The following is a 14171-nucleotide window of genomic DNA, read 5'->3' as shown; positions in this document are numbered from 1 at the left end:
ATTTCTTATTTAGTATCTTAAAATTATTCTACTACTTGTGCTAAAACCTTAGTTGAATCTATTGTTATTTCTTTAGTCTCTGTTTTAGGTTCTGGTTTGTTTGCTTCTGCCCATTTTGCAGATAAGGTTTGTTGCTCGGCTAACCAACTATCGAAGCTAGCTTGCTCTTCTACTACAATTTTCATTTGCATATTATAGTGTGAAGCACCACAAATTTTATTACAAAGTAATAAATAATCAAACTCATAAGGTGTTAATGCTTCTTCGCCTTTAGCTACAAGTTCTTTGCTTTTTTTAGCTCTAATTTCATTAATTCCTGCTACTCGTTTTCGCATTGCGTCGTCGTTACGCATTTCTTCGGTTGTCATGGTTGGTACAAAATTAAATTCGGTAACCATACCAGGTACACAGTTCATTTGTGCTCTAAAGTGAGGCATATATGCCGAGTGCAATATATCTTGTGAACGAAATTTAAAAACTACTTTTTTACCTTTTGGCAAATGCAATTCGTTTACTACTTTATCGTCTTGAGCCGCTGGGTCAGATAAATCTACACCCATTGTATTTATACCTTCTATAAAGCGAACATTTGCTTTACCTAAAGTGTTGTCTTTACCTGCATAACGTGCTTCCCAAGAGAATTGTTTTGCATATACTTCAACAAAAATTACATCTTCATCTTCATCAAAATACATAATATTGTTCCAAGTATATAAACCGTAAAGAATTAAACCTGCTAATACTATTACAGGAATACCTGTCCAAATCATTTCTAATTTAGTATTGTCGGAATAATAAAGTGCTTTTCCACCTTCTTTACCTTTGTATTTAAAAGCAAAATAGTGTAGTAAGAATTGTGTTAAAAATTGAACAATAAAGATAATAACCATAGAAATAGTCATTAAATTATCGTAATCTTTACCGTGTTCTGAAGCTGGTGTTCCTAATACTAATGGTGTCCATTTAAACAAACCATAAATCATAAAAATGTATAGGAAACCTAAAAAGGCAAACATTAAATAGCCGTTAACTTTATTATCGTTATCGTTTGCAACTCCAGCATTATCATCAGTAGCAACGCCTATTTGGGTTAAGTCAAAGATTTTAGTTAATTGCCAAATAGCAATTCCTATTAAAACTACAACTAAAAATATCAATAAACTTGTCATTTATTTATTCTTTAAATATTAATAATGAAAATATTCGCTTTCTTTAATTAAAGGATTTCTTTTAGCAATTAATGGTGCTTTAGTTAAAGCTGAAAACACAATAAATATAAACAATCCTAAAAAGAATACTAATGCGCTTATTTCTGGAATACCTATAGACCATTGGTTACCAACTGTTGCTGGCATAATCATATTGTAAAAATCGATATAATGTCCTAATAATATTACAACACCTGCCATTACAATTATCCAAGTTAGTTTTTTGAAATCGGCATTCATTAAAATTAACAATGGGAAAACAAAATTCATAACAAGCATTCCGAAAAATGGTAAATTATAATTTTCTATTCTTGTAACAAAGTAAGTAACTTCTTCTGGAATGTTTGAGTACCAAATTAACATAAATTGAGAAAACCATAAATACGTCCAAAAAATACTAAACGCAAACATAAATTTTCCTAAATCTTGGATATGGCTTTTATTGACTTCTGGCAAATATCCTTTCGATTTTAAGTATAACGTTATTAACGCAATTACGGTTATACCACTTACAAAGAAACTTGCAAATACGTACCAACCAAATAAAGTGCTGTACCAATGTGGATCTACAGACATAATCCAATCCCAAGACATCATTGATTCTGATACAATAAAAAATACTAAAAAGGCTGCTGACCATTTAAACGCTTTTTTAAAGTTTGAATTATCGGAAGCGTCGTCTTGAGCTAATGAAAGTTTTCTAGAAATGTAACGATAAAAATTCCATCCGCCCAAAAAGATTACGGCACGAATTAAAAATCCTGCAACATTTAACCAGCCTTCTTTTCGTTGTATTAAATGATCGTGTTTTACTACATCGGCATCCATCCACACAAATAAGTGATTAAAGTGCATTCCTGATAATACTAAAACAACAAAGAAAATAATAGAACCTGGCAATAAATAAGCGGTAATACCTTCCATTACTCTAAATAATAGTGGCGACCAACCTGCTTGAGAAGCAAATTGAATAGCATAAAAAGCCAATACACCAACGCTAATTAGCATAAAGAAAATACAAGCAACATAAAAAGCTGCCCAAGGTTTATTTTGCAATTGGTGCAAAACGTGCTCTAAATGTGCTTTGTGTTCTGCATCGCTATGAGCATCGTGATGATTTGCATCGGCTGTATGAGCTTCTGCACCATGATGACCGTGGTCGTTAGCTTTAAGAATCGTTTCAACATCTTCAATAGTCTTGGGAGCTGTAAAAAAGCCAACCCCAATTCCTAATGCTCCTATAATCATTAAAACGATGGAAAAAGTTTTTAATTTACTTGAAAATGTGTACATATCTATTATTTTCAAAAAAGTGTTTTACAATTATAATTCTGATCGCAGTTTTAAAACGTAGTCTGCAATTTGCCATCTTTCTTCTTGCGAAAGTTGGTTTGCATGAGAACCCATTGCGTTTAAACCATAAGTTTCTACGAAGTAAATACTACCTGCTGTTATATCTCTATCTTTATAGTTAGGAACGCCTAAGAATTTTTCTCTTTTTACTAAATTTCCTTTACCATCTCCTTTATCGCCGTGGCAAATAGCACAATAAATTGTATAAAGTTCTTTTGCTTTTTCGGTATTTTGAGATAATGAATCTAATGGTGATTTTAAAGTTGTTTTTGCCAAATTGTATCCATCTGTTGTATTTGGAATATCGAAAGGAACAAAGCCTCTTTTTACTGTTCCAGCTGGCGGTAACTGTGCTTCAACATCTCCTTTAAAAACTTTATGTTCAGAATAGGTTTCGTAAGGAACCGCTTCGTACATATTAGGAAAAAACTGATAGTTAGGGCTCGATTTATCAAAACAAGAAGTTGCCATAACCGATAAACCTATAACTGCTACTATTTTATATAAGTTTTTCATATTTACTATTAGTGCTTTTCTATTACTTTAACTTCTACTGCTCCTGTACCTTGAAAAAACGACACCATTTCTTCTGCATTACCATCGTAAACGCCAACTTCCATTAAAAAATGATCGTCTGTAGTACGTACATCTGGGTTTTCTGCTTGTTTAAACGGCCATAATTTACTTCTCATATAAAAAGTAATTACCATTAAGTGCGCAGCAAAAAACACGGTTCCTTCAAACATAATAGGTACAAACGCTGGTAGGTTTTGATAAAAGGCAAAACTTGGTTTACCACCTATGTCTTGAGGCCAATCGTTTATCATAATATAATTCATCAAGGCAGTATAAACTGATAATCCTATTAAACCATAGATAAATGCAGCAATTGCAATTCGAGTTGGTGCTAAACCCATTGCCTTATCCAATCCATGAACCGGAAAAGGTGTATAAACTTCTTCAATATGATGATGTGCTGCTCTTGTTTGTTTAACAGCATCCATTAAAACATCATCATCATTATATAGGGCATGTATAACTTTATGACTCATAATATTAATGATTATCTATATGATTATGTCCTTTTTCATCTCTTTCTTTTTTGTAATTATCGCCAGACGATTTTAAAATTGTTTTTACTTCGGCTTGTGCAATTACAGGGAAACTTCTAGAGTATAATAAAAACAATACAAAGAAGAAACCTATTGTACCAATATATATTCCTATATCTACAAACGTTGGTTGAAACATTGTCCAAGACGATGGTAGATAATCTCTATGTAATGAAGTAACGATAATAACAAAACGTTCGAACCACATTCCTATATTTACCACAATAGAAATAACAAATGAGAACGTGATGCTAGTTCTTAATCGTTTAGACCACATAAATTGAGGCGAAAATACATTACAAGTCATCATAGCCCAGTAAGCCCAAGCGTATGGTCCTGTTGCTCTATTTAAGAACGCATATTGTTCATATTCTACTCCCGAATACCAAGCAACAAATAATTCTGTTATATAAGCACAACCTACTATTGAACCTGTAATCATAATTACAATATTCATTAGCTCGATATGTTGTACGGTAATATAATCTTCTAAATTACATACTTTTCTCATAATAATTAACAAGGTATTTACCATTGCAAATCCAGAGAAAATTGCACCTGCTACAAAGTATGGCGGGAAAATTGTGGTATGCCAACCTGGTATAACCGAAGTAGCAAAGTCGAACGATACAATAGTGTGTACCGAAAGCACAAGTGGTGTAGCTAAACCTGCTAATACCAATGATACTTCTTCAAAACGTTGCCAGTCTTTAGCACGACCACTCCAACCAAATGATAATATTGAATATACTCTTTTTGTAAAAGGTGTTATAGCTCTATCGCGAAGCATTGCAAAATCGGGCAATAAACCAGTCCACCAGAAAACTAATGAAACCGATAAATAGGTAGAAATTGCAAATACGTCCCAAAGTAGCGGCGAGTTAAAGTTAACCCATAACGAGCCAAATTGATTTGGAATTGGTAATACCCAATAACCTAACCATGGACGTCCCATGTGAATAATAGGGAATAAACCCGCTTGCACTACCGAAAAAATAGTCATAGCTTCTGCAGAACGGTTAATAGCCATTCTCCATTTTTGACGGAATAATAGTAATACGGCAGAGATAAGTGTACCCGCATGACCGATACCTACCCACCATACAAAGTTGGTAATATCCCAAGCCCAACCTACTGTTTTATTTAAACCCCAAGTTCCAATACCTGTTGAAATGGTATAAATCATACATCCTAAGCCATATAGGAAAGCGACTAAAGCTATTGAAAAAGCTATCCACCACTGTTTGTTAGCTCTACCTTCTACCGGACGCGCTACATCAACAGTAACATCGTGATACGATTTATTTCCTACTACTAAAGGTTTTCTAATGGGTGCTTCGTAATGAGACGACATAATCCTTTATATTGTTTCTGTTAATTAATATTTATTTTTCGTTTCTAACTTTAACATGATAGATAACATTTGGTTTTGTACCTACATGCTCTAGCAAATGATACATTCTATCATCTTCTACTAATTTAGCAACTTCACTTTCTTTATCATTGATATCTCCAAACACCATAGCTCCGCTTGAACAAGCTGCAGAACAGGCTGTTTGGAATTCGTCTGGTCGAACCGTTCTTCCTTCGCGTTTTGCTTTTAATTTGGTTGCTTGCGTCATTTGGATACACATAGAGCATTTTTCCATTACCCCACGCGAACGCACATTTACATCAGGGTTTAATACCATACGTCCTAAATCGTTATTCATATGATAATCGAACTCATCATTTCCATTGTATAAGAACCAGTTAAAACGACGCACTTTGTACGGACAGTTGTTTGCACAATAACGAGTACCTACGCAACGGTTGTAAGCCATATGATTTTGACCTTCTCTACCATGCGATGTTGCCGCAACTGGACAAACTGTTTCGCAAGGTGCGTGATTACAGTGCTGACACATTACAGGTTGGAAAGCTACTTGCGGATTATCGGCAGGGTGCTCCATTTCTCCAAAACCTCCTAAAGAGCCTTTTTCTCCAAACAATCCACTAAATCCATCTTTCTTCTCATTATCTTGCTCAAAAGTATCTTGCGAAGAATAGTATCTATCAATACGTAACCAGTGCATATCACGACTTCTACGAACTTCCGATTTACCTACAACTGGCACATTATTTTCGGCATGACATGCAATAACACACGCCCCACAACCTGTACAAGCATTTAAATCGATAGATAAATTAAAGTGATGCGCTACGCTTCTATCAAAAGATTCCCATAAATCAACCGAAGTTGCGGGAACTTCTTTATGATCTAATGACACCATTGGAACTGGATTCCATACTGCGGCATCTTTACTATTAAATATTTCAAGGGTAGTTTCTTTAACAATATCGCCTCTACCCATTAAAGTTTTTTGCAATTGAACACAAGCAAATTCGTGCTCTCCCGATTCCTTAGCAACTGTAACAACTTGGTTTGCAACACCATTAGCATACAACTCATAAGCATTAACACCTACTTGCATTTCTTCTTTTAATGCTGCTTTTTTACCATATCCAAAAGCCAAACCTACAGTTCCTGGCGCTTGACCTGGCTGTACAACTACGGGCATATTTTTTACAATAGCATTACCTACTTTTAAGGTTACATAATGACCGTTCATACCGCCATTTGCTACGTTCCAGTTTTTTAAACCTAATTTTTCTGCATCAATTCTAGAAACTGTAGCATAATTATCCCAAGAAACTCTTGTAATTGGATCTGGAAATTCTTGTAACCAGGGTTATTAGCTTGTTGTCCATCTCCCATTCCTGTTTTAGTGTACAACACTAACTCCATTCCGTTTGATTTTGCAGCAGCTAATTTTGAAACAGAAGACGAAGCGTCAATAGCATTTGCAGTCATTGAAGACGTTTCTGTTGTAGCAAAACCATCGTGAACCGTTTGATTCCAAGTTTTACCATTTAATTTAGATGCCGAAAAAACTTTAAGGTAATCGTAATATGGCGTTGTATTATCTGTCCAAGCTAATAAAGCTTCTTGAAATTGTTTACTATCGAATAAAGGACGAATTGTTGGCTGAACCAAACTATAATTTCCTTTAGATATTGTAACATCACCCCAAGATTCCAAATAATGAGAAACTGGTGCAGCTATATTAGTTACACTAGCTGTTTCATCTTCTTTTAATGAGAAAGAAACCGATAATTTAACTTTTTTAAGAGCATTAGCAAACGCTTTACCTTCTGCTAATGTATAAACAGGATTAACTCCATTCATTAACAATGTATGTACTTTTCCTGCTTGCATATCGGCAACTAATTGTGCCACTTCTTTTGTATTACCTTTTCTTGTTAATTTTGCATTGCCTGGATTAAAAGCCTCTGATTGCAACACATTATTAATAGCCAAAACAACTAATTGTGCATCAAAATCGTCTAAACCAGTAACCACAACACCTTTCGATTTAGCGTCGCTTACTTGTTTTGCTGCTTTTGCAACTTCAGCATTTTTAGGAGTTGTTCCACCAACAATTGCATTATATAAATCTGCAAGTGCTTGCTTTTGTTGTGCAATTGTCATTGGCACTCGTTTATCGGCATTTGCACCTGCTAAAGACATATTGGCCTCAAACTGGAAATGTTTCGACATTTTTCCATTTTTAGGAACGCGTCCTTTTGCATAACCTGCATCGTATCCTCCACCTTGCCAATCGCCTACAATATCGGCACCTACAGAAACAATAACATCTGCTTTTGAAAAATCGTAACCTGCTAAAGCTCTCTCGCCATAAACTGCTTCAAAAGCATCTAACGCATTACTTTCTGAAACTGCATCATAAACAACATGCTTAACTGTTGGATATTTAGCTTTTAATTCCGCAATTAACGCGTCTGTTGATGGACTTGCCATTGTTCCTGTTAACACAACTACACTTTCACCTTTAGATGTTGCGTCTTGTAAGCTAGCTTTAACTTTAGCATTTACTTCAGCCCAAGTTGCATTGTTACCTGCGATTTTTGGTTGCTTTAAACGCATATTATCGTATAACGACAAAACTGAAGCGTGAACTCTAGCATTAGCGCCAGAAATAGCGCCTGTTAATGTATTGTTTTCTACTTTAATAGGACGACCTTCACGTGTTTTAATTAAAATATTAGCAAAATCAAAACCGTCAGCTATGGTTGTAGCATAATAATCGGCCACACCCGGAACAATTTGTTCGGGTTGCATTACGTAAGGGATTGATTTTACAACAGGACCTTCACAAGCAGCCAATGAAGCCGCTGCAGTACTGAATCCTACATATTTTAAAAAGTCACGACGAGTTGTGTTAGAATTTGCTAACGATTCTTTATTACCTAAAAATTCGTCAACAGGAATTTGCTCAACAAACTCATTGTTTTTTAGCGTCTCAACAATAGAACTATTCTCATTTAGCTCCTCAACACTTTTCCAGTATTTTTTGTTTGATGCCATATTGTATATTGATATTAGCTTCTTAATTAATTATTAATAGTGGCATTTACCACATTCTAAACCTCCCATTTGTGCAGCAGTTAATTTATCTACACCATACTTTTTAGAAAGTTCTTCGTGAATTTTCTTATAGTATTCGTTATCTTCAACTTTTACATTTGTTTCACGATGGCAATCGATACACCAACCCATTGTAAGTGGCGCAAATTGTTTCATTATTTCATACTCCTCAACAGGACCGTGACACTTTTGACATTCTACACCTGCAACCGTAACGTGTTGCGCGTGATTGAAATATACGAAATCTGGAAGATTATGAATTCTAACCCATTTTACAGGTTCTGTTTTACCCGTATAAGCTTGTTTTGCAGGATCCCAACCCACAGCTTTGTATAATTTTTGAATTTCACCATCATAAAATTCTTTAGAGTGATCGGCAGTTGCAGTAGTTTCAGCAACTTCGCTAATGTTTTTATGACAGTTCATACAAACGTTTAATGACGGTATTCCAGATGTTTTACTTGTACGAGCAGAAGAGTGACAATACTTACAATCGATGCCATTATCGCCAGCGTGTATTTTATGCGAATAATGAATTGGCTGAACTGGTTCATAACCTTGATCAACACCAATTTGCATCATATACCCATACATGTAATACGCAGAAACTAACAATAAGATAATAGCCGAAACCAATACAAGGAATTGATTTTCAATAAACGCTTTCCAAATTGGTTTTTTCTTTGTTTTAGGAATTTCGATACCGTTAGAGCTAGCAATTTTATTTAAAACATTGCTCACTACAAACAACATCACAATTAACATTGCCAAAACTAAAGCTAAAGCTCCTAGAATTACCGTGTTTGAAATTCCACCAGCATCAGCACTTGAAGCTTGCCCACCAACAGGAACAGAAGCCACGGGTGGTTCTGGTTTTGGCTCTGAAGTGTACGCTAAAATATTATCAATATCTTCAACTGATAACTGAGGAAAAGCCGTCATTGGCACTTTATTATTTTCCTCAAATACTTTAACAGCTAGTGCATCGCCCGACTTAATTAATTCCGGACTATTCTTAATCCACTTATGAAGCCATTCTTTATCGTATTTATCTGCAACACCTCGTAATGCTGGCCCAGTCGCTTTAGCGTCTAATTTATGACAAGCAGCACAATTTGCATTGAAAATTTCTTTTCCTTTTGCAGGATCTTGAGCTAAAATTGATAAAGAAAAAGATAGCGAAAGCGCTAAACTGAAAAAAATCTTTAAAAACGATTTATGGTTACCCACCTTTTTCATCTGTTACTTTTTATTATTTTTTAATGGTCAGATGTAATTCGCCAATTTTTTTTGATAAAAACACAAAATACTTTTGGCTCATTTCCTATTTATTTTGGTTAACATGTTTTTTTGGTATAATTTTAGATATACACAATAAACTAAAACCTATTTTTATTTAAACTCTGACAAAAGTACAATATTAGAATTATTATCAAAACCTTAATTTTATCTTAAAATGTAATTTATATTTATTCTAAATAATTTATGGTTTTATTTATATCAAATTAAATTCTATTTTTGCTTAAATAACAATTAATAATGAGAAAATTACAATTAAATTTAGGACTTTTCTGCGCATTAACTTTAACTTTTGTAGGGCAAAATATTTTTAGCCAAGAAAAAAAAACCACTCTTGAGGTTGACCCAAAAATTGAAGAATTGCTTAGTTTGAAGAAAAAAATGAACACTTCTTTAGCTATAGATGAAGGTTATAAAATTCAAATTTGTTCGGGCAGCGCACAAGATTGTGAAAAGAACAGAAATGCTTTTAAACGCGATTTTTCTGAATACGACTCTACTATTAGTTATTCTAGCCCAAACTACAAACTGTATGCAGGTCCTTTTGAGAAGAGAATTCAGGCTGAAAATGCCTTGTTAAAAATTAAAGAAAAACATCCTTTAGCACTTTTAATAAAGCCTTAAAACACAAAAAAGCACCTTTAAAAGGTGCTTTTTTTGTTGCTTAGCTGTGAGAACTATTTTTTCTGAACTATTATTTTAATTTCTTTTTTACCTCAACTTCTTGGAATGCTTCAATTATATCGAACTCTTTTAAGTCGTTATAATTTTTAATTTGCATACCACAATCATATCCTTTTGACACTTCTTTTACATCGTCTTTAAAACGCTTTAAAGTAGCTAGTTCGCCTGTGTAAATTACGACTCCTTCGCGTATTAGGCGTATTTTAGAGTTTCGGAATATTTTACCATCGGTTACCATACAACCCGCAATTGTTCCTACTTTAGATATTTTAAACAATTCTCTAACCTCTGCAGTACCTGTAACTTCCTCTTTTAGTTCTGGAGAAAGCATACCTTCCATTGCGTCTTTAACATCGTCTATAGCGTCGTAAATAATAGAATAGTTTCTAATATCGATTTCTTCTTTTTCTGCTAAAGCTTTTGCACTTCCTTGTGGACGAACATTAAAGCCGATTATGATGGCGTCTGAAGCCGATGCTAATAATACATCTGATTCTGTAATTGCTCCCACACCTTTGTGAATAATATTTACTTGAATTTCTTCGGTAGATAATTTAGAGAACGAATCGGATAATGCTTCTACAGAACCATCTACATCTCCTTTAAGAATAATGTTTAATTCTTTAAACTGACCTAAGGCTATACGACGACCAATTTCGGCTAATGTAATGTGTTTTTGTGTACGAACGGATTGCTCACGTAATAATTGCGTACGTTTTGCAGCAATTTGTTTAGCTTCGCGTTCATCTTCGTAAACATTGAATTTATCGCCCGCTGTTGGTGCACCATCTAATCCAAGAACAGAAACTGGTGTTGACGGTCCTGCTTCGTTAACGGTATGACCTCGTTCATCGAACATTGCTTTTATTTTTCCGTGGTTTTTACCCGCTAAAACATAATCGCCTATTTTAAGTGTACCTGTTTGTACTAAAATAGTTGCTACATAACCACGACCTTTATCTAATTGTGCTTCTACAACCGTTCCTTGTGCAGGACGATTTGGATTTGCTTTTAGTTCTAAAATTTCGGCTTCTAAAAGTACTTTTTCTAAAAGTTCTTTAACCCCTAAACCTGTTTTTGCTGAAATATCTTGCGATTGGTATTTACCACCCCATTCTTCTACCAACAAATTCATGGCGGCTAGTTTTTCTTTAATTTTATCTGGGTTAGCGGTTGGTTTATCTACTTTGTTAATTGCAAATATCATAGGAACACCTGCTGCTTGTGCGTGACTAATAGCCTCTTTGGTTTGCGGCATTATGTCGTCGTCTGCGGCAATAACAATAATAGCAATATCTGTAATTTGTGCACCACGAGCACGCATTGCGGTAAAAGCTTCGTGACCTGGGGTATCTAAGAACGCTATTTTTTGACCATTTTCTAAACCTACTGAATAAGCACCAATGTGCTGGGTAATTCCACCCGATTCGCCAGCAATTACATTAGTATCGCGAACATAATCGAGTAATGATGTTTTACCATGATCAACGTGACCCATAACAGTTACAATAGGTGCGCGTTCTTTTAAATCTTCTGGATTATCTTTAACTTCTTCTGTTTCGGCTTCGATATCGGTTGTAATAAACTCTACTTCGTAGCCAAACTCGTCTGCAACAACTGTAAGTGTTTCGGCATCTAAACGCTGGTTCATAGTTACCATTATACCTAACGACATACAAGTTCCAATAACGTTTGTAATAGGAACATTCATCATGGTTGCAATTTCGCCTACGGTAACGAACTCTGTTACTTTTAGAATTTTACTTTCTAAATCTTGTTGTTGTTGTTCTTCATCTAAACGTTGACGGTGAGAATCTCTTTTATCTCTACGGTATTTAGCGGCTTTAGATTTGCTGCCTTTACCTTGTAAACGTTCTAAGGTTTCTTTTATTTGATTTTTGATTTCCTCTTCTGTTGGCTCAACTTTTGGCGCTGCTTTTTTGCCTTTATTAAAGCGGTCTTTGTTGAAATCTTTTTTGTTGTTTGGCGAAGAATTATTGTTATTATTAGGAACAGGTTTGCTTATACGCTGACGTTTTCTTTTGTTTGCGTTGTTGTTTCCTTCTTTTTTATCTTTGTTTACACCATTGGCTTGGTTGCCTTTTTTATCTTTCTTGTCTTCCGTTTTCTTTTTAGGTTTTTCGAATTTTGACAAGTCGATTTTTTGCCCTGTAAAAGTAGCTCCTGAAAGTTTTTGGTATTGTGTTTCTACCTTTTCGGGTTCGCCATTTTGCGCTTCAGGTTTTTCTTCTTTTACTTGAGGCGTTTGTTTTTCTTCGATTTGTGTGTCTGGCTTAGGAGTTTCTTTAACTTCCTCTGTTTCGGCTTTAGGTTCTGGCTTTGCAGTAGTTGTTTCTTCTTTTGCAGGTTTTTCTAGGTCAATTTTACCTACAGCCTTAAGCCCAGCTAATGATGCCTTAGCTTTAACAACTTCTTGCTTTGCTTGTTCTTCTTGAATGCGTTTTTGCTTTTCTTCTTGCTCTCGTTCTAGCTCTCTTTTTAACGCTTCTTTTTCTTTTTTCTTCTCTTCGCCTACTTCTAGAGATGCTTCTTTTTTACCTTTATCTACCGAGAATTGACTACACAAAACGTTGTATTCTTCGTTAGATATTTTAGCATTTGGACTTGATTCGATATCGTGTCCTTTGTCTTTTAAAAAATCCACAGCTCTATCTAAAGAAATATTTAATTCCCTTAAAACTTTATTTAATCTTATTGTTCTTCCGTCAGACATATAATCTTTTTAAATTCTATTTGGTGTTGGTGTTGTTCGTGTGTGGTTATTTATTAGTCTTCGAATTCTTCTTTTAAAATTCGTATTACATCTAAAATGGTTTCTTCTTCTAGATCGGTTCTTTTTACTAAATCGGCTACTTCTAAATCTAATATGCTACGAGCAGTATCTAGACCTATTGCTTCGAATTCTTCAATAATCCATTCTTCAATTTCGTCTGAGAATTCTCTTAAATTTACGTCATCTATTTCTTCTACGCCTTCTCTTATAACATCTATTTCATAGCCTGTAAGCATACTTGCTAGTCTAATATTATGACCTCCTCTACCTATAGCTCTAGAAACTTCTTCTATTTTTAAAGTTACTTCGGCTCTTTTGGTTTCTTCATCTAGCTTAACAGCGCTTACTTTTGCTGGGCTAAGTGCTCTTGTTATATATAATTGTGCATTATTTGTATAGTTAATTACATCAATATTTTCGTTGCCTAATTCGCGAACAATGCCGTGAATACGCGAACCTTTCATTCCTACACATGCCCCAACTGGGTCAATTCTATCGTCGTACGAATCTACAGCAACTTTTGCTTTTTCGCCAGGAATTCGTGCTACTTTTTTAATATTGATTAACCCATCGAAAACTTCTGGTATTTCTTGTTCAAATAATCTTTCAAGAAATTCTGGCGATGTTCTTGACATAATAATTTGAGGTTTGTTGCCTTTAAGCTCTACATTTTCTATAACCCCTCTTACACTATCGCCTTTTTTAAAGTAATCGTTAGGTATTTGACGGTCTTTTGGTAAAATTATTTCATTTCCGTCGTCATCCATTAACACTATCATTTTAGGGCGTACATGGTGTACTTCTGCCGTGTAAATATCGCCAACTAGTTCTTTAAAATGCTTGTAAAGATTAGTATTGTCGTGTTCGTGTATTTTAGATATTAAATTTTGGCGTAGTGCTAAAATAGAACGTCTTCCTAAATCGATTAATTTTACTTCTTCAGAAACTTCTTCGCCCACTTCAAAATCGGGTTCTATTTTTCTAGCGTCTGCTAATGATATTTCAGAATTTGGATCTTCTACTTCGCCATTTTCTACTACGGTTCTGTTACGCCAAATTTCCATATCGCCCTTATCTGGATTAATAATGATATCGAAATTGTCATCGGAACCATATTTCTTTTTTAAGGCATTTCTAAACACATCTTCCAAAATTGCCATTAACGTTAGTCTATCAATAAGTTTATCATCTTTAAACTCTGAAAACGATTCAATTAACGCTATATTTTCCAT

Annotated in this window: 9 protein-coding genes and 1 pseudogene; 1 reads left to right on the top strand and 9 read right to left on the bottom strand. The window is 34.7% G+C overall.

The genetic code is table 11. From position 1 onward, the window contains the following. Window positions 1-23: 23 nt before the first annotated feature. The 7 genes and pseudogenes from R2808_RS07275 to R2808_RS07245 all read right to left on the bottom strand — a co-directional run bounded on the left by R2808_RS07275 (window position 24) and on the right by R2808_RS07245 (window position 9401). Window positions 24-1169 carry a cytochrome c oxidase subunit II gene (locus tag R2808_RS07275; protein WP_371270305.1) on the bottom strand — a complete coding sequence of 382 codons (1146 nt, stop codon included), beginning with the start codon at window positions 1167-1169 and terminating at the stop codon, window positions 24-26. 18 nt (window positions 1170-1187) lie between these two features. Beyond that, complete coding sequence (locus R2808_RS07270; protein WP_371270304.1) at window positions 1188-2501, bottom strand: quinol:cytochrome C oxidoreductase; 1314 nt, start codon at window positions 2499-2501, stop codon at window positions 1188-1190. Window positions 2502-2531: 30 nt separating this feature from the next. Further along, a complete protein-coding gene (locus R2808_RS07265; protein ID WP_371270303.1) occupies window positions 2532-3077 on the bottom strand; it encodes a cytochrome c in 546 nt (181 codons plus the stop codon). 8 nt (window positions 3078-3085) lie between these two features. Then, window positions 3086-3613, bottom strand: coding sequence for a DUF3341 domain-containing protein (locus tag R2808_RS07260; protein ID WP_371270302.1), 528 nt, complete (start codon window positions 3611-3613; stop codon window positions 3086-3088). Window positions 3614-3617: 4 nt separating this feature from the next. Beyond that, window positions 3618-5027: an NrfD/PsrC family molybdoenzyme membrane anchor subunit gene (nrfD, locus tag R2808_RS07255; protein WP_371270301.1), complete on the bottom strand. Its 1410-nt coding sequence runs from the start codon at window positions 5025-5027 to the stop codon at window positions 3618-3620. A 31-nt stretch (window positions 5028-5058) separates the two neighbouring features. Next, window positions 5059-8102, bottom strand: a pseudogene (locus R2808_RS07250) (TAT-variant-translocated molybdopterin oxidoreductase). Window positions 8103-8135: 33 nt separating this feature from the next. After that, window positions 8136-9401 (bottom strand): c-type cytochrome, encoded by a 1266-nt coding sequence (locus R2808_RS07245; protein ID WP_371270300.1) that lies wholly within the window; start codon window positions 9399-9401, stop codon window positions 8136-8138. Between the two features lie 300 nt (window positions 9402-9701). On the opposite strand from R2808_RS07245, the gene R2808_RS07240 reads away from it, so the two are divergent. Next, a complete protein-coding gene (locus tag R2808_RS07240) occupies window positions 9702-10085 on the top strand; it encodes an SPOR domain-containing protein (protein WP_371270299.1) in 384 nt (127 codons plus the stop codon). 70 nt (window positions 10086-10155) lie between these two features. On the opposite strand, the gene infB is transcribed toward R2808_RS07240, so the two are convergent. Continuing rightward, window positions 10156-12879: a translation initiation factor IF-2 gene (infB, locus tag R2808_RS07235; protein WP_371270298.1), complete on the bottom strand. Its 2724-nt coding sequence runs from the start codon at window positions 12877-12879 to the stop codon at window positions 10156-10158. 53 nt (window positions 12880-12932) lie between these two features. Beyond that, entirely contained in the window at window positions 12933-14171 is a 1239-nt protein-coding gene (gene nusA, locus R2808_RS07230; RefSeq protein ID WP_371270297.1) for a transcription termination factor NusA, read from the bottom strand.

Source organism: Flavobacterium sp., assembly GCF_041392005.1.
Classification (GTDB): domain Bacteria; phylum Bacteroidota; class Bacteroidia; order Flavobacteriales; family Flavobacteriaceae; genus Flavobacterium.
This window is presented reverse-complemented; position numbering and strand designations above follow the sequence as displayed.

What these genes read in the sequence shown, in the direction of transcription:
- R2808_RS07275 (WP_371270305.1), bottom strand. Translation starts at nt 1,169, where the DNA reads ATGACAAGTTTATTGATATTTTTAGTTGTAGTTTTAATAGGAATTGCT.
- R2808_RS07270 (WP_371270304.1), bottom strand. Translation starts at nt 2,501, where the DNA reads ATGTACACATTTTCAAGTAAATTAAAAACTTTTTCCATCGTTTTAATG.
- R2808_RS07265 (WP_371270303.1), bottom strand. Translation starts at nt 3,077, where the DNA reads ATGAAAAACTTATATAAAATAGTAGCAGTTATAGGTTTATCGGTTATG.
- R2808_RS07260 (WP_371270302.1), bottom strand. Translation starts at nt 3,613, where the DNA reads ATGAGTCATAAAGTTATACATGCCCTATATAATGATGATGATGTTTTA.
- nrfD (WP_371270301.1), bottom strand. Translation starts at nt 5,027, where the DNA reads ATGTCGTCTCATTACGAAGCACCCATTAGAAAACCTTTAGTAGTAGGA.
- R2808_RS07245 (WP_371270300.1), bottom strand. Translation starts at nt 9,401, where the DNA reads ATGAAAAAGGTGGGTAACCATAAATCGTTTTTAAAGATTTTTTTCAGT.
- R2808_RS07240 (WP_371270299.1), top strand. Translation starts at nt 9,702, where the DNA reads ATGAGAAAATTACAATTAAATTTAGGACTTTTCTGCGCATTAACTTTA.
- infB (WP_371270298.1), bottom strand. Translation starts at nt 12,879, where the DNA reads ATGTCTGACGGAAGAACAATAAGATTAAATAAAGTTTTAAGGGAATTA.
- nusA (WP_371270297.1), bottom strand. Translation starts at nt 14,171, where the DNA reads ATGGAAAATATAGCGTTAATTGAATCGTTTTCAGAGTTTAAAGATGAT.